The 16554-nt window shown below is 58.4% G+C and carries 14 protein-coding genes; 4 read left to right on the top strand and 10 right to left on the bottom strand.

Annotated features, from left to right (window positions below; genetic code table 11):
* Nucleotides 1-24: 24 nt before the first annotated feature.
* Nucleotides 25-1080 carry an NAD(P)/FAD-dependent oxidoreductase gene (locus ACFOOP_RS13630; RefSeq protein WP_379881667.1) on the top strand — a complete coding sequence of 352 codons (1056 nt, stop codon included), beginning with the start codon at nucleotides 25-27 and terminating at the stop codon, nucleotides 1078-1080.
* 213 nt (nucleotides 1081-1293) lie between these two features.
* Here the strand turns inward: ACFOOP_RS13630 and ACFOOP_RS13625 are convergent, their stop codons facing one another.
* Nucleotides 1294-2469: an acyl-CoA dehydrogenase gene (locus tag ACFOOP_RS13625; protein WP_379881666.1), complete on the bottom strand. Its 1176-nt coding sequence runs from the start codon at nucleotides 2467-2469 to the stop codon at nucleotides 1294-1296.
* A gap of 200 nt (nucleotides 2470-2669) precedes the next feature.
* Here ACFOOP_RS13625 and ACFOOP_RS13620 point away from each other — a divergent pair, with 200 nt between their 5' ends.
* Both ACFOOP_RS13620 and ACFOOP_RS13615 read left to right on the top strand, forming a co-directional pair.
* Nucleotides 2670-4730, top strand: coding sequence for an amidohydrolase family protein (locus tag ACFOOP_RS13620; protein WP_379881665.1), 2061 nt, complete (start codon nucleotides 2670-2672; stop codon nucleotides 4728-4730).
* A 55-nt stretch (nucleotides 4731-4785) separates the two neighbouring features.
* Nucleotides 4786-5523, top strand: coding sequence for a DUF4197 domain-containing protein (locus ACFOOP_RS13615; protein ID WP_379881664.1), 738 nt, complete (start codon nucleotides 4786-4788; stop codon nucleotides 5521-5523).
* A gap of 49 nt (nucleotides 5524-5572) precedes the next feature.
* On the opposite strand, the gene ACFOOP_RS13610 is transcribed toward ACFOOP_RS13615, so the two are convergent.
* Genes ACFOOP_RS13610 through ACFOOP_RS13600 form a run of 3 tightly spaced genes read right to left on the bottom strand, consistent with a single transcriptional unit; the run spans nucleotide 5573 to nucleotide 8300 of the window.
* Nucleotides 5573-6004: a DUF1810 domain-containing protein gene (locus ACFOOP_RS13610; protein WP_379881663.1), complete on the bottom strand. Its 432-nt coding sequence runs from the start codon at nucleotides 6002-6004 to the stop codon at nucleotides 5573-5575.
* A 19-nt stretch (nucleotides 6005-6023) separates the two neighbouring features.
* The gene (locus tag ACFOOP_RS13605) at nucleotides 6024-7211 is read right to left on the bottom strand and encodes a thiolase family protein (protein WP_379881662.1); all 1188 of its coding nucleotides are present in this window, start codon (nucleotides 7209-7211) and stop codon (nucleotides 6024-6026) included.
* A gap of 39 nt (nucleotides 7212-7250) precedes the next feature.
* Nucleotides 7251-8300: a Glu/Leu/Phe/Val dehydrogenase dimerization domain-containing protein gene (locus tag ACFOOP_RS13600; protein WP_379881661.1), complete on the bottom strand. Its 1050-nt coding sequence runs from the start codon at nucleotides 8298-8300 to the stop codon at nucleotides 7251-7253.
* Nucleotides 8301-8462: 162 nt separating this feature from the next.
* Between ACFOOP_RS13600 and ACFOOP_RS13595 the strand changes: the two genes are divergently transcribed.
* The gene (locus ACFOOP_RS13595; protein ID WP_375203227.1) at nucleotides 8463-8939 is read left to right on the top strand and encodes an Lrp/AsnC family transcriptional regulator; all 477 of its coding nucleotides are present in this window, start codon (nucleotides 8463-8465) and stop codon (nucleotides 8937-8939) included.
* A 21-nt stretch (nucleotides 8940-8960) separates the two neighbouring features.
* On the opposite strand, the gene ACFOOP_RS13590 is transcribed toward ACFOOP_RS13595, so the two are convergent.
* The 6 genes from ACFOOP_RS13590 to ACFOOP_RS13565 form a co-directional block, all read right to left on the bottom strand.
* Nucleotides 8961-10781, bottom strand: coding sequence for an ATP-binding protein (locus ACFOOP_RS13590; protein ID WP_379881660.1), 1821 nt, complete (start codon nucleotides 10779-10781; stop codon nucleotides 8961-8963).
* A gap of 192 nt (nucleotides 10782-10973) precedes the next feature.
* The gene (gene astB, locus ACFOOP_RS13585) at nucleotides 10974-12281 is read right to left on the bottom strand and encodes an N-succinylarginine dihydrolase (RefSeq protein ID WP_379881659.1); all 1308 of its coding nucleotides are present in this window, start codon (nucleotides 12279-12281) and stop codon (nucleotides 10974-10976) included.
* 21 nt (nucleotides 12282-12302) lie between these two features.
* Nucleotides 12303-12704, bottom strand: a complete 402-nt coding sequence (locus ACFOOP_RS13580; RefSeq protein ID WP_379881658.1) for a hypothetical protein — start codon at nucleotides 12702-12704, stop codon at nucleotides 12303-12305.
* Nucleotides 12705-14168, bottom strand: coding sequence for a succinylglutamate-semialdehyde dehydrogenase (astD, locus tag ACFOOP_RS13575; RefSeq protein ID WP_379881657.1), 1464 nt, complete (start codon nucleotides 14166-14168; stop codon nucleotides 12705-12707).
* 4 nt (nucleotides 14169-14172) lie between these two features.
* Nucleotides 14173-15183 carry an arginine N-succinyltransferase gene (locus tag ACFOOP_RS13570; protein ID WP_379881656.1) on the bottom strand — a complete coding sequence of 337 codons (1011 nt, stop codon included), beginning with the start codon at nucleotides 15181-15183 and terminating at the stop codon, nucleotides 14173-14175.
* Entirely contained in the window at nucleotides 15183-16445 is a 1263-nt protein-coding gene (locus ACFOOP_RS13565; RefSeq protein ID WP_379881655.1) for a hydrolase, read from the bottom strand. Before ACFOOP_RS13565 ends, ACFOOP_RS13570 begins: the two co-directional genes overlap by 1 nt.
* Nucleotides 16446-16554 lie beyond the last annotated feature (109 nt).

The following is a 16554-nucleotide window of genomic DNA, read 5'->3' as shown; positions in this document are numbered from 1 at the left end:
AATGACCTCGACGGGAGGAAGGCAATGGCCGCAAGCACCGTGGAGAGCGTTCCGCCCGGCGGCGCCCATGAAACCGATGTGATCATTATCGGCGCGGGGCCTTGTGGTCTCTTCGCCGTGTTCGAGCTTGGCCTTCTTGGCGTCAAAACCCATCTCATTGATATACAGGCCAAGCCCGGCGGTCAGGCGGCAGAGCTCTATCCGGAAAAGCCAATCCTCGACATTCCCGCGATCAAGTCGATCACCGGCGAACAGCTGACAAAACAATTGCTTGAACAGATTGAGCCCTTTGGCGGCAAGTTCCACATGAATGAAATGGCTGTGTCGCTCGACAACACGCCGGACGGTAAGTGGAGCATCGCCACAGACATGGGCACAACCGTCACCGCGCCGGTTATCGTGATCGCCGCGGGCGGCGGCTCCTTCCAGCCGAAAAAACCGCCTATTCCCGGCGTTGAAGACTTCGAGGGGAAATCTGTTTTTTACGCCGTTCGAGAACGCAGCGCCTTTGAAGGCAAAAATCTTGTGATCGCCGGCGGCGGCGACTCCGCCCTCGACTGGACCTTGAACCTTCAGCCCATCGCCAAAAGCATCACTCTTGTTCACCGCCGCCCGGATTTTCGCGCCGCGCCCGATAGCGTTGAGAAAATGCACGCCCTGGCGAATGAGCAGAAAATCGATTTCGAGGTGGCGCAGATTACCGGGCTAAAAGGTATAAACGGCCAGATCAGCGCAGTTTCTGTCGAAAACGAGAAAGACGGCGCCTATGACATTCCCTGCGACACGCTCCTCGCTTTTTACGGGCTGACCATGAAGCTGGGACCAATCGCGGAATTCGGCCTCAACCTTACGGAGAACCGCATCGAGGTGGACACGGAGAAGTTCGAAACCTCGGTTCCGGGCATATTCTGTATCGGCGACATGGCCGCCTATCCCGGCAAGCTGAAGCTGATCCTGTCCGGGTTTCATGAGGCCGCGCTGATGTCTCACGGGGCCTTTCATTATGTCTTTCCGGACCGGAAACTGAAGTTCCAGCACACCACATCTGCGAAAGGTTTGCAGGCGCAGCTTGGCGGCTGAAACCCCTTCGCGCCTGCAAAATGACCTTTGTCCGTACTCGTGCTAAACGCTCGCCCAGGGATGCGCAAAAGCGCACCGCAAAGACAGCCGAACATAACGGCTGCGCCGTCCCTGGAGGAAACGTCCTCGCGAGGAAACGCCACCGGACGGCGCTGGCGCCGGCAAGCACCGCTACAGGCGGCGCAGCCGGCGCCGCCTTCGGGGCCCTAAGCCTTATGCAAACGCCTGAATGCCAGTGATCGCGCGTCCGAGGATGAGGGCGTGTATGTCATGTGTGCCCTCATAGGTGTTGACGGTTTCGAGATTCACTGCGTGACGCAGGACGTGATATTCGTCGGAGATGCCATTGCCGCCATGCACGTCGCGGGCGACGCGCGCGATGTCTAACGCCTTGCCGCAATTGTTGCGCTTCATCAGCGAGATCGCTTCGGGCACATAGGCGCCGCTATCAAGCAAACGCCCCAGCGCCAGCGCGCCCTGTAGTCCGAGCGCAATTTCCGTTTGCATGTCGGCGAGTTTTTTCTGCACCAGCTGAGTGCCGGCAATCGGCTTGCCGAAAACGACGCGATCCATGGCGTAGTCGCGTGCGGCCATCCAGCAATATTCCGCCGCGCCCATGGCGCCCCATGAAATGCCGTAACGCGCTTTGTTAAGACAGGAGAACGGACCGCGCAGGCCCTTCACATTCGGCAGCAGCGCATCCTCAGGAACGACAGCGTCATCAAGCGCGATCTCGCCGGTGACAGACGCGCGAAGCGAAAGCTTGCCTTCAATCTTTGGCGTCGCGAAGCCCTTGGTTCCGCGTTCGACGATGAAACCGCGAATATCTCCGTCAAGCTTCGCCCACACCACGGCCAGATCGGCTATGGGCGAATTGGTGATCCACATTTTGGAACCGTTGAGTTTGTAGCCGCCCTCAACTTTCTCGGCTTTCGTGCGCATGGCGCCGGGATCGGAGCCCCCGTCGGATTCCGTCAGGCCAAAGCAGCCGACCCATTCGCCTGTTGCGAGTTTGGGCAGGTATTTTTGTTTTTGCTCTTCCGTGCCGAACGCTTCGATCGGATACATCACCAGAGATGACTGCACCGACATCGCCGAACGGTAACCCGAGTCAACGCGCTCAACCTCGCGGGCGATAAGGCCATAGGCGACATGACTAGCGCCGCCGCCGCCATATTCCTCTGCAACCGTCGCGCCGAGCAAACCCTGCTGGCCGAGCTCGGTCATGATCTCGCGGTCAAAGCGCTCCTCGCGGTTCGCCATCAGGATGCGCGGCATCAGGCTGTCCTGGGCGTAGCCGCGGGCTGCGTCGCGGATCATCCGTTCTTCATCGCTAAGTTGCGTTTCAAGGCTCAGCGGGTCCTGCCAGTCAAAAGTCTGTTTGGTCATCGGGTGCGGTTGGCCGGAAGGCCATCTCCTTAAACGGGATTGAATTGGGTCGTATGTAACGCTGGCCAGAAGCCCCGGCAATCTGCGCAACCTGTTATTTTCGACGGAGTTTGCGCTCTGGCCACACCCCGCGGTTTATGGGAATGTCACCCTCAATCAGAGGCTATTTCTGAAACATTACCGGGGAAAAGAAGGGTTTTATGTCATTTTCATCCACTCTGCGTCAAAGCGTCGGCGCCGCATTGGTTTTTTCGCTGGCCGCCGCCTGCTCACAAAAAGCGGATACACCCGTCGATGGGCCCAAAGGGCATGAAGCCTATTCCGTTATCATCGCCGGAACGAACGTCGGCTATATGAATGTGGACAGGTCCGGAAACGATTTCACAGTCGACTATGATTTCAAGAATAATGGCCGCGGGCCGGGCTTCAAGGAATCCTTGACCCTCGACAGCGACGGCGTCCCGGTTTCCTGGTCCATTGCCGGAAACACGACTTTCGGCAACGAGGTTGAGGAAACATTTGCGCTGAACAGCGGCAAGGCGGTCTGGTCCGACGCCACGGGAAATGGGAAGGCTGAAGTTTCAGCGCCGACGCTTTACATCAATCAGTTCGGCAGCCCTTACGCCGCCTATATTCAGGCGAACGCCCTTTTGCAGGACAGCGACCTGACCATGCCGGCCCTGCCTGCAGGCGAACTACGCCTGACCGAAATGGACAGCCTGACCGTCACCGGCGATGGCGGCGAAAAGGCTGTCACGACATATGCGCTCTCCGGCGCCGATCTCGATCCGGACTATTTCATCCTGGACAATGAGAACAAGTTTTTCGCTTATATAACGCCGCGCTTCATCACCATTCGCAAAGGCTATGAAGCGGAAGAAGAGCGCCTCAGAAATCTCGCGGCTGAATATGGCGCGGCGCGCTATGAAGATATCCAGTCGCGCTACGCTCACAAATACGACAAACCAGTGCGCATCCAGAATGTGCGCGTTTTCCAGCCGGAAACGCTGGATATGTCCGATCCTGTCTCGGTGCTGATTGAAGGCGAAAAAATCGCCGCAATCGAGGCCGCCGATGCAAGCGGCGACGGCGAAGTGGTGATCGATGGCGCTGGCGGTTCGCTGATCCCCGGCCTTTACGACATGCACGGCCATATGGGCGACGATGACGCGCTCATAAATGTCCTCGCCGGGATCACTTCCGTGCGCGACATGGGCAACGAGATCACCGTACTTGAACCGTTGCGCGAGAAAATCGAAAGCGGCGTGCTCGCTGGTCCGCGCATTTCAATGAGCGGCTTCATCGAAGGCAAGAGTGAGACGAATAATTCAACCGGCGAACTCGCAACGACGGAACAGGAAGCCGTCGATCTGGTGAACATGTACGCGGATCGCGGCGGCTACCATCAGATCAAGATCTACAGTTCCGTTAAAGGCGAATGGGTTCCGGCCATGGCGAAGGCGGCCCATGCACGGGGCATGCGCGTCGCCGGGCATATTCCCGCCTTTTCAACGCCCGATGAAATGATCGAGGCCGGCTATGATGAGATCACCCACATCAACCAGGTGATGCTCAGTTGGGTTCTTGGACCGGAAGACGATACGCGAACGCTCGCGCGCATTACCGGCATGGCTAAATTCGCCGATCTCGATCTAAACAGCGAGAAGGTGCAAAAAACGATCAACTTGATGGTGGACAATAACATCGTCGCCGATCCGACCACCGTGATTCATGAATTCGGTTTGTTGGGGCGTAATGGAGAGACCCGCGCGGGCATGGCGGACTATGTGGACCATATGCCCGTAGCGGTGCAACGCGGTTCAAAAGTCGCACTCCTCAACGTCGCTGACGAGGAAGAGGACGCCGCCTATCGCGCGGCCTTCGACAAAATCATCGACACGCTGACGATGATGCATGAGCGCGGGATATTCCTTGTGCCCGGCACCGATCTTGGCGGCGCTTTCGAGCTTCACCGGGAAGTCGAACTCTTCCAGCGTTTCGGCTTCACCCCTGCGCAGGCGTTAAAGCGGGCCACCTATGACATGGCCGAATATCTTGGCTTTGACGATCGCGGCGCCATTGAGCCCGGCAAGCTGGCGGATTTCTTCATTGTCCCAGGCGATCCGACCGCAGACATCAAGGCGATCAAGAGCATCGCCCTCGTCTCGCGCGGCGGAACGGTTTATTTCCCGAGCGAGATCTATCCGGAGTTCGGGATCACGCCGTTTACGGATGTTCCAGAAGTATCCGGAAACGAATAGGCGTAAAAAGGCCTCTCATTTCATGCGGAGGCTGTTTGAAAATTCAGGAGGCGATATGACCAAAGATAACTCAACGCCGATAAAGCGGCGGTTCTTTCTCATGCTGGGAGGCGCCGCCGTCATGACTGGCTGCGTTACCGATGGCATGGTGCTTCCCAGTATTCCAGGCGGCGCCGGCGGCCTCACCGAAGCCGACGCCGCTGCGGGCATTCGCGCTGCGCTGAACAACGGCGTCGGATCAGCGATTTCGCTCATTGGCGTGCGCGATGGTTTCTTGCGCAATCCGCAAATTCACATCCCCCTGCCCGGGTTTTTGCAGGACATGCAGTCATCGCTGTCTCGGCTTGGTTTGTCCGGGCCGCTCGATACACTGGAGACACAGCTCAACCGCGGCGCGGAGACGGCCGTCCCGCGCGCGCGCAGCATTTTTGTAAACGCCATTTCCTCCATGAGCATAAGAGACGCCGTCGGCGTCGTGCGCGGTGGCGAGAATGCCGCAACGACTTATCTGAAAGACAGAACCTTCTCCCCGCTGACAAATCTTTTTACGCCGATCATGTCAAACGCCCTGCAGGAAACCGGCGCCGTCAAAACACTCGATTCGCTAGACGCCCGCCTGAGATCAATACCGCTCGCGCCACGGCTCGGCGCAGACGCCAAGACCGACCTCATCCGCCACGGCGTTCAATTTGGCCTCGACGGTATGTTCCTCTATATCGCCAAGGAAGAAGCGGCGATCCGTTCAAACCCAGCCAAACGCACCTCAGAAATCTTGCGACGGGTATTTGGCTAGAACCCTGAGGTGTCAGGCGCGCAAAAAAAGCGGTGCTTTGCGCCGCTTTTCATATCCGCTGTAATGTTTCGCTGTCCTCGCGCTCGTCGAAGAACAACTTGAGCCCATCCATGAAAAGCTGTTCGTCCGGGTCCGCACGGTGAAACAACGTCATCGACGAATGAAACTTCAGATCATCGGGCGAACCAAATATTTCATGAACGCTGCGGCGCGGCTGGCCATGTTCGCTTACATGTCCGAGGACCGCGCCCATCGCTTCTTTCAGCCGAGGACCGAGAACCGGGTGAGCCAGATAAGCGCGCGCTTCATCGAGCGAAGCGATGGCGTATTTCTGCGCCATGGCGCTGTGTCCAAGCCCTGCAATCTGCGGAAAGATGAACCACATCCAGTGGGTTTGTTTCCGCCCTGCGCGCAACTCTTCAAGCGCCCGATCAATAATCGGATTCTGGGCGTCAACAAACCGCTCAAGAGATGTCGTCATTATCTACGATAATGATTCGCTAAATAAGCTCCACTGCAACGCTCGTCGCTTCGCCGCCGCCGATGCAGAGTGAGGCGACGCCGCGTTTGCCGCCCGTCTGCTGCAAGGCGCTGATTAGCGTCACGAGGATGCGCGAGCCGGAGGCGCCGATGGGGTGGCCGAGCGCGATTGCGCCGCCATGGATATTCACTTTCTCCGCCGGCAGCTTCAACTCGCGCATGGCCGCGAGCGGCACTACGGAGAAGGCTTCGTTGATTTCATAGAGGTCAACTTCACCCGCCGACCAGCCGGCTTTTTCGAGGACGTTACGGATCGAGGCGACAGGCGCCGTCGTGAACCATTCGGGCTCTTGCGCATGGTTCGTGTGGGCGACAATGCGCGCAATCGGCTTCGCGCCCTTTTTGTCGGCCATTGACTGACGCATGAGGACTATCGCCGCTGCGCCGTCGGAGATCGCAGACGCGTTGCCCGCTGTCACAGTGCCGTCTTTTTCAAACGCCGCGCGCAGCGACGGGATTTTCGCTGCATCGACAAGACCGGGCTTTTCGTCGTCGGAAACCGTGACGGAGCCTTTGCGGGTTGTCACTTCAAAAGAAACGATTTCGTCCTTGAACTTGCCGGTCTTGATGGCATCCTGCGCGCGCGTCACAGAACGCATGGAATATTCGTCCTGCTCCTCGCGAGAGAACTGCCATTCACGCGCGCATTTTTCCGCAAAAATGCCCATAGCTGCATGATTGTTGTAAGGATCTTCCAGACCGTCATAGGACATGTGGTCGAACACTTGCCCATTGCCGAACTTGATTCCGGTTCGGCCTGTTGGCAGCAGATGCGGCGCGCCCGTCATGGACTCCATGCCGCCCGCAACGACGACATCCGCAGAACCGGCCGCAATGAAATCATGCGCCATCATCACGGTCTTCATGCCGGAGCCGCAAACCTTGTTGACCGTTGAGCAACCGGCGGATGTCGGAAGCCCCGCTCCGAGCGCCGCCTGGCGCGCCGGAGCCTGGCCGAGCCCGGCGGGCAACACACAGCCCATCAGCACTTCATCCACATCGTCCGCCTTCGCGCCGCCGCGGTCCAGGGCGGCCTTGATGGCGGTCGATCCAAGTTCGGTGGCTTTCACTGTCGCGAAGGCACCGAGAAAATTGCCGATGGGCGTGCGGGCCATGCCGGTGATGACGATGGGATCAGATGCAGTCATGGGTCTCTCCTTTTGGAGTTATCTTACGCCGCTTTACAGTTATGCAGCCTTACGTCCGCGGGCGATAATCTCCAGCGCCATTTTATCAGCGATGGCGCCCGTGGGCGCATTCTCGGCTTCCGCGCGGTTGAAAATATCGGTCAGCATGGCGCCGATATTGTCAATGCGCTTGTTCATTTCCGATGTCGTCCAGGTCCCGAGAATTTCAAGACCAACGGAGATCACGCCTGCGCCATTGATGACATAATCCGGACAGTAAAGGACGCCCTTGTCTTTAAGGGCCTGGTCCATATCCGGCGTTTTAAGCTGGTTATTGGCCGCACCGGCAATGATTTTAGCCTTCAGGCGCGCCAACGTATCAACATTGATGGCGCCGCCCAGCGCGCAGGGAGCGAAAATATCAACATCGACCGCAACCGCATCCTCCGGCGTCGCTGTTTCGGCGCCAAAGCGCTCCACAGCCTCTTTCACTGCCGCCTGATTAACATCCGCGACGACAAGCTTGCCGCCTTCTTCGTGGATGAGCCGCGCCAGATCCATCCCGACAGCGCCGACGCCGAGGATCGAAACCGTAAGGTCTTTCAGGCTGTCCACGCCGAATTTGCGTTTCGCCGCCGCCTGCATGCCGCGCCAAACGCCGCGCGCCGTGAAGGGCGACGGGTTGCCGCCGACGCCTTCCTTTTCCATCCCCGCCGCATAGTTGGTGACGGAGCGAATGGTCGCGAGATCAGCTTCGGTGACGCCCGAATCCTCTGCGGTGTAATAAAGCCCTTCGAGGCTATCCACGGCGCGCCCGAAGGCTTTCAACAGCTCGGGCGTTTTGTCAGTCTTCGGATCCGCGAAAATCACCGCCTTGCCGCCGCCAAAGGGAATGCCCCCCATGGCGTTCTTGTAGGTCATGCCTCGGGAAAGATTTTTGACGTCTTCAAGGCCCGCTTCAAAGCTCGCATAGGGGTAAATCCGGCAACCGCCGCAGCCCGGACCGAGCGTCGCGTCATGAACGGCGATAATTGCGTTAAGGCCCGCAGATTCATCAGTAAAATGCACTACTTTGCGCCAGCCCTCGACGGCCAAGACCTCAGATTTCATCGGAAACTTCCTCCATGCGGACCGCGGACCCTATGCCCGAGCCGGCCAGAACGGAATTTTCCTATACCTAATCGTCGAGCGCTTCCGGTCAAATATCGTGCTTTGGCGCTTGACGATTAGCATATAATGCTAAATACAGGAATGATTAGTGAAAGCGGACCTATGAAGCTCGACCATATCGACCACAAGATCCTGAAACACCTTCAGGAAAACGCCCGGATCACCAATGCGGAGCTCGCCGAGCGGGTGGGACTTTCGCCCACGCCCTGCCTGCGGCGTCTCAGGCGGCTGGAGACCGAGGGGATCATCAAGGGCTACCGCACCGAGATCAATCGCGAAGCGCTTGGCGTCAATGTGACGGTGATCATTCTCGTCAAACTTGAGCGAGAAGACGACAAGACGCTCAGGGAATTCGAAACGGCCATCAAAAACCGTGAAGAAGTGATGGAATGCTATCTCGTCACCGGCAAGTTCGACTATTTCATTCGCGTTGTCGTGCCGTCGCTCGCCACCTACGAAACATTCCTTTCGGAAACGATGCTCCGTATGCCGAATATTGCGACGGTCGAGTCAAGTTTCACGTTGCGCGAAGTCGCCCGCAAAGTGGTGACGCCCCTGCCGCAATCGATCATCCGTTAGCAGGCATTCAGCTTAGTCGGATTACGCGACCTTCTCCGCGGCGCCGGAGGGCGTCGTAACGCGGTCGATCTCGGCGTGCAGCGCCTCGGCTCTGATTGGCTTTGTGACATAGCCATCAAAACCCATCTCGATAAACTCATCGATCTGCTGACTCATGGCGTGGGCCGATATCGCGATAATCGGCGTGGGTTTACCTGAAACAAGCTCGCGTTCAAGAAAACGGATCTGCCGCATGGCCTCCGGGCCATCAAGGCGCGGCATTGAAATATCCATCAGGACAAGATCGAATTTGCCGCGCTTGAACGCCGCAACAGCCTCAAGGCCGTCGGATGCAAAAAGCGTCTTGTGTCCGCGCTGATCGAGAAAGGCCTTTAGCACGGCCTGGTTCACCGCATTGTCTTCGCCCGCCAGAATATTCAGGCCCTTCTGCGCCGTCAGCGCAGCCACGCCGGATGGCTCAACCGTTTCAGTCAGATCGCCAGCCTGCGCCAGCGGCGACGGAAATGAAACGGTGAAGATCGAACCGGCGCCCATCGTGGAGCGCACCGAGATCTCGCCACTCATCGCCGTTACAAGTCCCTTGGCGATGGAAAGGCCAAGCCCTGTCCCACCGAATTTGCGCGTGGTCGTTGCGTCCGCTTGTGTGAATGGATCGAAAATGCGGCCAATCTGATCGTCCGACATGCCGATGCCGGAATCCTTGACCTCAATGACCGCGGTGTCGCTGTCGCCGCCCGGCGCCTTGATGCGCACCAGCACGGCACCACTTTCTGTGAATTTAATCGCGTTGGAGACCAGGTTGTGCAGCACTTGAAGGATGCGATGGCCATCGCCGAGACGCAACGCTTCTCCGTCGCCTTCATACTCGACCCGGAATTCCACTCCCTTTTGGTGAGCCTTCAGCGCATGCAGGCTTTCAACCTTGCGCGCAATATCCGCCAGAGAGAATGGCGCCTTTTCCAGTTCGATCTTGTTCGCTTCAATCTTGGAGAAGTCGAGAAGATCATTCAGCACCATCATCAAGAGATCGCCGCAATCGCGCACGATCTTCAGTTTTTCCTGTTGCGCCTGCGATAGTTTCGAGTTTTCTAGCGCCGCCGCCATGCCAAGAATGCCATTCATAGGCGTGCGGATTTCGTGGCTCATATTAGCGAGAAAAGCCGATTTCGCTTGGTTCGCATGTTCCGCCAGCGCCTGCCTTTCTTCAGCGCGTTCGCGCTCGGAGCGCATCGAAGCGCTTGACGCTTCGTATGCGCGAAAAGCGACGACAAGGTGCGAGACATACATGATCGCCGCCAGCAGGATAGCGGCGGCGCCTGCACGTCCGGGCTCCGCGCCTGTGATAAGCGCATAGAGCGGCAGGCCGAAAAAGTACAACGCATGAGGCGTGATCGCCGCGAGGAACGTGCGCTTTTCATGGTGCATGTGCATGGTCACATGCAATAGCGCGCCAGACATCCACAGAATCGCAAACACTTTCCCCGGCGTTCCCCACATCAGCCACAAGAGCGCCGGAAACAGGGAATAGACCAGCGTCGCCTGAAAGGATGAGGCGCAAATGGCCAGCCATTCAGTTTTCGTCGGAGGCCGCTTGCGCGCGCTGTTCGTAAAGCCGCGCCAGGCATAGGCGTCGATGAATTGTGTGAGAACGATAGCCGCAAACCACGCGACGGAAAGGAACGGGCTAATAGCGCCCCACAGCAATACTGAGCCGATGGCCGCAATAATGATGCGGGTTTTCAACTCCCGTCGCCGGATCTGCGCCGTTACAATCAAACCTGACAGAATTGACGCTGGGTCTTTCCCGCCGGCCCGGTCTCCCTCGGGCATGGCTGTTGTCATGACAGTCTCGGCTCCCCTTGTCAGGCGGATGGTGGCAGACGCAGCGCCGGGCTGCGTTGCATAAAAATAGGCGGAAAGTCTTAATCGCTGACTACCAGCGCCTCACGGCGGCGTTGTCAAACGCCGCCTGGGTGTGCCGGAATGAAACAGTTTCTGACACTGGCGGGGTACAACCGCAGTCCTTAGCGGGACCTATCGCTGAAAGTCGTAAAAAGCGCCCATGGACAGGAGATCGGTCAGCGCCTGCATGGCCGCGAAACTCTCCTCCATCAGCGCCGGATCGCGCAGATCATCAGGCGTCAGGCGATCGCGGTAATGCGCCTTCACCCAATGTTCGAGCGCGGTGATGCGCGCCTCATCAAGGATGAAATTCGGGTTCGCCGCCGCTGCTTCTTCATCCGACAACACAACACGCAACCGCAGGCAGGCGGGTCCGCCGCCATTTCGCATGGACTCGCGCACGTTTTTATAAATGACGCGGTTGATTGGATTGTTCTTCGCAATCGTCTCGTCGACGAAGGCTTTGACGCGAGCATTTTCCTCGGCTTCCTGCGGCAGGAGCAGCGCCATCTCGCCGCCAGGCAGCGTCAAAAGCTGGGAATTGAAGAGATAGGACTTGATGCAGTCTTCGAGCGACACGTCTTTCACCGGAGCTTCAATGATCTCCACGAAAGGCGCGGCATCGCGGATCGCCGCATAAGCGGCGTCGCGGTCGGCGAAGCTTTGTTCGTGAAGGAAAAGAACGGTTCCATTGGCGACGCCGACAACGTCATTATGGAATGCGCCTGCGTCAAGCGCGGTGGTCGACTGCTGAACAAAAACAGTATGCGCCTCATCTAACAGATGGTTGCGGGCGACAGCCTCGCTTGCGCGTTTTTTCTGGCGCGTGGGAAATTTCTCGCCGTCTTCGCCATAGACGAACAGATGCACACCCTTGTCGCCGTGGTTCTCGCATAGGCGGCCATGGTTTGCCGCGCCTTCGTCGCCGAAATGCATGGCGCCGGGCAGCGGCGGATAATGAACGAAATAATCTTCGTCCGCGAAAATATGCGCAAGGACGCGTGCGGTCGTATCGGCTTCGATGGAGCGGTGAAAATTCGCCGCGAGATTAGCGGCGGTGAAATGCACCTTGCCGTCGGCAGTGTCTGGCGACGGCGCGACGGTACCTGCATTCGCCGTCCACATGCACGATGCGGCGTAACAGTTCGCTAGCAATTGCGGCTCGGCCTTCGCCGCCTTTTCGATGATTTGTTTGTCAGTTCCTGAAAAGCCCAGTGCGCGCAGTGTTTTCAGGTGCGGCCGGTCCTGTGGCGGCAGGAAACCCTGTTTGAGGCCCAGCTCCATAGCCGCACGCATCTTGGCGAGCCCCTGCAGCGCCGCCTCTTTCGGGTTCGACGCCGCGCCCGCATTCGTCGCCGAGGCGAGATTGCCGAAGGACAGCCCCGCATAATTATGCGTGGGACCGATCAGGCCATCGAAGTTGTATTCGGCGTAGGTCATAAGAATAAGCGCATATCTAAGTTAAACCGACCACAAGTGCTTTTCTTTCACTTCTGCCATAACTTTTTTGCCTGCGTCTCGCCCGGCACTCCGAAACGCTTCTGCGGATGAACTTATTGGATCAATTTCAATATCAATAACGTCGACGGCGATTTTTCCCAGCCCTTCAATCAACAAAATATCCAACACACCAAACACAAACCACTTCGCGAAATAGAGTTCCTGATCAGCGTAACCATTGAACCCGAATTCCAATTTGTCCGCAGGCCTTATGCTGACTCTTCCGAATGCCTTGTGTGTGGTTGCTGAAAAGCATCTATCGATTTTACCTTCCACTGTGAGAGGCATTTTAATGTACCGGTTCGATCTATGGATTAATGTAGCGCCCCATTCCTCGATAATTGATTTCTTATCTGTTTCCATTTAGCGAACCCCCACCTGCCCCTCAGGCATCGCAAGCAACCCCTCGCCTTCCATCGACGCAACCGGATAAGCGCAATAGTCCGCGGCGTAATAGGCGGAGGGTCTATGATTGCCGCTGTCGCCAATGCCGCCGAAGGGCGCGGCGCCGGAAGCGCCCGTGGTCTGGCGGTTCCAGTTGACGATGCCAGCGCGCGACAGGGCCAGGAACTTCTCCCATTTCGCCTTGTCGTCAGTGAGGATGCCGGCGGAAAGACCGAACTTCGTCTTGTTGGCGCGCGCGATAGCGTCGTCGAAATTCTTGACACGATAGACTTTGAGGAACGGGCCGAAATGCTCCTCGTCGGGCACGGAGTCCGCGCACATGGTGACGTCGATGATGCCCGGCGAGACAAACGACTTGCCTTCGTCGATCACCGACAGGTTTCTGACGGGCACGCCGTCGCTGTCCACAAGCTGATCGAAGGCGCGTTCCAGTCCTTCCGCGATCTTCGGCGAAATCACCGGGCCCATGAACGGTTGCGGATCATCGAAGGGCGCACCGACAATTAGGCGTTCGGTAAGCTTGGCCAATGCGAGCAGCGCTTTGTCGCCTTCGGGGCCCTCGGGAACGATCAACCGCCGCGCGCAGGTGCAGCGCTGGCCGCTCGTCAGGAACGCCGACTGCACGACCGTGAACGCCGCGGCGTCGACATCGTCCACATCCCACCAGATCAGCGGATTGTTGCCGCCGAGTTCCAGCGCGAGAATGACGTCGAGGCGGTCGGCGAACATTTTGTGGATCGCAAGGCCGGTCTTGGCGCCGCCGGTGAAAAGGACGCCGTCGACATCAGCGCCGGTGAGCGCCTCACCCGTCTCGCGGCCGCCCTGCACCAGATTGACGACGCCTTCCGGCACGCCCGCTTCCATCATGCGTTCGACAATGAAAGCGCCCGGCCCCGGCGTCATTTCCGATGGCTTGAAGACAACCGTATTGCCCGCGATCAGCGCCGGAACGATATGTCCGTTGGGCAGATGCGCCGGAAAGTTATAGGGCCCCAAGACCGCCATGACGCCATGGGGCTTGTGCCGCAACACGCCGCGCGTCGCGCCCGTAGCCGTTTCTTTCTCGCCCGTGCGCTCATGATAAGCGCGGATCGAAATATCGACCTTGCCGGAAACGGTCGCCGCTTCGGTTTTCGTTTCCCAGAAAGGCTTTCCAGTCTCGCGGGAAATAAGCCGCGCCAATTCTTCCGCGTCGCGTTTGATGAGATCGCGATAGCGCTCCATGATGGCGATGCGTTCGGCGAGCGGGGTCAGCGCCCATTTTTCAAACGCGCCGCGCGCCGCGCTGACAGCGGCGCTTACATCATTCTTCGTCGCCGCCGCGCCGGTCCAGATCGTCTCGCCCGTTGACGGATCGCTGCTTGAAAATTCCGCGCCCGCGCCGTCGCGCCATACGCCATTGATGAGGATTTTATTTGTCATTGTATCACCACTTCACTGCGCGGATTTCGTCGCCCGCTTTGACGCCCAGCGTCTGCGCGGCGTCTTTCGCAATTATCATACGCTCGCCGTCAACTTTTCCGGGCGCACGCGTGACCCGGAAGGACTGGAGTTGTCCCGCCGCCATTAAGTACACTGGCGCATCCCCGGGATCGCCGGTCTCCACGGGATAAAGACGGCTTTCCTTGATGGTCTTAATGTCATTGATGCGGGCGTCCACGAGCGGACCACCGTCGAACACATCAATATAATCGTGGAAAGCGAAGCCCTCTTTTAACAGCATGTTATAGGCCGGCAGCGCGCTGTCATGAGGTTTGCCAAGGCACGCTTTTGCATCTTCAGGCAACATCGCCACATAGATCGGGTGGCGCGGCAACAGATCAGAGATGATCTGGTTGCCCATTGCGGAATTGGCGAGATCGGCGTCCTCGAATTCCATGTCGAAGAAAAGCTTGCCGAGGGACTCCCAGAAAGGTTGCTTGCCATCCGCCGCGCGCCAGCCGCGAAGCTCTGCAGTTACGGGATCGGCGACCAGCGTTCGGTGTTGCGCGATGAAAAGGTAACGGGCCTTGGCGAGAAACTTTCCAAAACCGCCGCCGCGCGCTTCCGGCGACAGGAACAGCGACCCGACCTCCGACGCGCCGGAGAAATCATGGGTCGGCACCAGAAGCCGGCGCTCCACCCGTTTTTTCAACTGCTTGGAGACGTGCACCGTCTTGTTGATCTTGTAATTGACGAAACCGTAATCGAGTCCCACCGCCGAAAAGACGGCCGCTGTGCCAAGCACTTTGCCGTCCTGCTCCAGCACCATCATGTAAACTTCGCCGGAAGGCGACGTAGGATTATTGGTGAAGCTGTCCGCCGCAAACTCAACGCGCGGGCGGAGGGCGTCCGGATCTGACGGGAGGTTGGTCATGCCCCCGCCTGACAGCTTGGCAAGCTCCAGGATCGCATCGAAATCCTCGCGCCGCACCGGGCGCATAAAGGCGAGCGACATTAGTGTTTCTCCGTGTTCACAAATTCGCCGGGATTTGGAATCTCACCGGCGGCGATCTTCAATAATAACAGGGTTGAAAGCTTGGCCCGCTCAACAAGGCTGTCCAATTTTGCATATTCGGCTGATGAATGAATATGCGCGCCGCGAACGCCCAGCGTATCGATCACCGGAATGCCCGCAGCCGCGATATTGTTGCCGTCGCAGCATCCGCCCGTGGGAACCCAGTCAATGTTCAACCCAAGATCGACACCCGCAGCACGCAGGGCGAGAAAGAACGCGTTCAGTTGCGGCGTCATTGGTTTCGGCGGGCGGGTAAACCCGCCTTCGAGTTTCGCGGAATAGCCTTCACGGCCGTCAATATCGGCGATCAGCGCATTCGCCTGCTCAAGCAGCCAATCGGAATCTTCGGGCTGTTCGAGACGGACATTGAACCGCACCACCGCAAGCTCCGGCACCACATTATTGGGACCGCCGCCATCGACCCGCGCCACATTGACGGTCAGGCCTTCGCGCTGCCCCGTCAGCTTGTCGACGCCGGAAATGAAATCCGCCGCCGCCGCGATGGCGTTGCGCCCCAGATGATGTTCGCGCCCCGCATGGGCGCTCTTCCCGCGAATGACCGCCGCGAAATTGCCGCTGCCCTTGCGCGCGCCGGCGAGCGTTCCGTCCGGCAGCGCCGGTTCATAGACGCAGGCGAATTGCGCGCGCTTTGCGGCTTCGGTCAGCATATGCGCCGAGCCGATAGATCCGATCTCTTCATCGGCGTTAATCAGGACTTCATAGCCAATGCGATCAGCCAGCGATGAATTTTCGATCGCCATCAGCGCGTTCAGCATGACGAGGAGCCCGCCCTTCATGTCAGCCGCGCCCGGCGCATTCAGCGTATCGTCATCCAGAAATTTTTCAGACTGAAACGGATGGTCGGCGCCGAAAACCGTATCCATGTGACCGACCAGCAGCACCCGGACCGGCGCCTGAGGCCGTTTGACGAGGCGCAGCATATCGCCGACCGGCTGCTCCACCACCTCGCCGTCCCGGGTGACGATCCGGTGCGGGCCTGAGGGGACAGTCTCCACCTCGACCCCGAGGGCCGAAAAGGCCTCCGCCAGCGCCCCATGCATTGCTTTAAGGCCGGAAAGGTTGGCGCTGCCTGAATTGATCGCGCACCAGGCCCGCAGGGTTTCGGTCATGGGCGCGCGCCTGTCGTCCAGATAGGCGAGATCGGCTTTATAGTTATATGTGTTGACCATGGCCGAGAGCACTAGCGATCCTTGCAAACCCCCGCAAGAGCGGGGCTTTGGGAATGCCCGTCTGGCGTTTCCCCCCGCGCCGAAGCGGCCTATAGTTGACCCAAAAGAGGGTATTCTCAGA

This window comes from Hyphococcus aureus (assembly GCF_042643165.1).
In the GTDB taxonomy this organism is placed as follows: Bacteria; Pseudomonadota; Alphaproteobacteria; order Caulobacterales; family Parvularculaceae; genus Hyphococcus; species Hyphococcus aureus.
The sequence above is the reverse complement of the archived record's forward strand: the minus strand, read 5'-3'. Positions and strand labels throughout refer to the sequence as shown.

Coding starts and splice junctions, on each gene's coding strand:
- ACFOOP_RS13630 (WP_379881667.1), top strand. CDS start 25: ATGGCCGCAAGCACCGTGGAGAGCGTTCCGCCCGGCGGCGCCCATGAA.
- ACFOOP_RS13625 (WP_379881666.1), bottom strand. CDS start 2,469: ATGACCAAACAGACTTTTGACTGGCAGGACCCGCTGAGCCTTGAAACG.
- ACFOOP_RS13620 (WP_379881665.1), top strand. CDS start 2,670: ATGTCATTTTCATCCACTCTGCGTCAAAGCGTCGGCGCCGCATTGGTT.
- ACFOOP_RS13615 (WP_379881664.1), top strand. CDS start 4,786: ATGACCAAAGATAACTCAACGCCGATAAAGCGGCGGTTCTTTCTCATG.
- ACFOOP_RS13610 (WP_379881663.1), bottom strand. CDS start 6,004: ATGACGACATCTCTTGAGCGGTTTGTTGACGCCCAGAATCCGATTATT.
- ACFOOP_RS13605 (WP_379881662.1), bottom strand. CDS start 7,211: ATGACTGCATCTGATCCCATCGTCATCACCGGCATGGCCCGCACGCCC.
- ACFOOP_RS13600 (WP_379881661.1), bottom strand. CDS start 8,300: ATGAAATCTGAGGTCTTGGCCGTCGAGGGCTGGCGCAAAGTAGTGCAT.
- ACFOOP_RS13595 (WP_375203227.1), top strand. CDS start 8,463: ATGAAGCTCGACCATATCGACCACAAGATCCTGAAACACCTTCAGGAA.
- ACFOOP_RS13590 (WP_379881660.1), bottom strand. CDS start 10,781: ATGACAACAGCCATGCCCGAGGGAGACCGGGCCGGCGGGAAAGACCCA.
- astB (WP_379881659.1), bottom strand. CDS start 12,281: ATGACCTACGCCGAATACAACTTCGATGGCCTGATCGGTCCCACGCAT.
- ACFOOP_RS13580 (WP_379881658.1), bottom strand. CDS start 12,704: ATGGAAACAGATAAGAAATCAATTATCGAGGAATGGGGCGCTACATTA.
- astD (WP_379881657.1), bottom strand. CDS start 14,168: ATGACAAATAAAATCCTCATCAATGGCGTATGGCGCGACGGCGCGGGC.
- ACFOOP_RS13570 (WP_379881656.1), bottom strand. CDS start 15,183: ATGTCGCTCGCCTTTATGCGCCCGGTGCGGCGCGAGGATTTCGATGCG.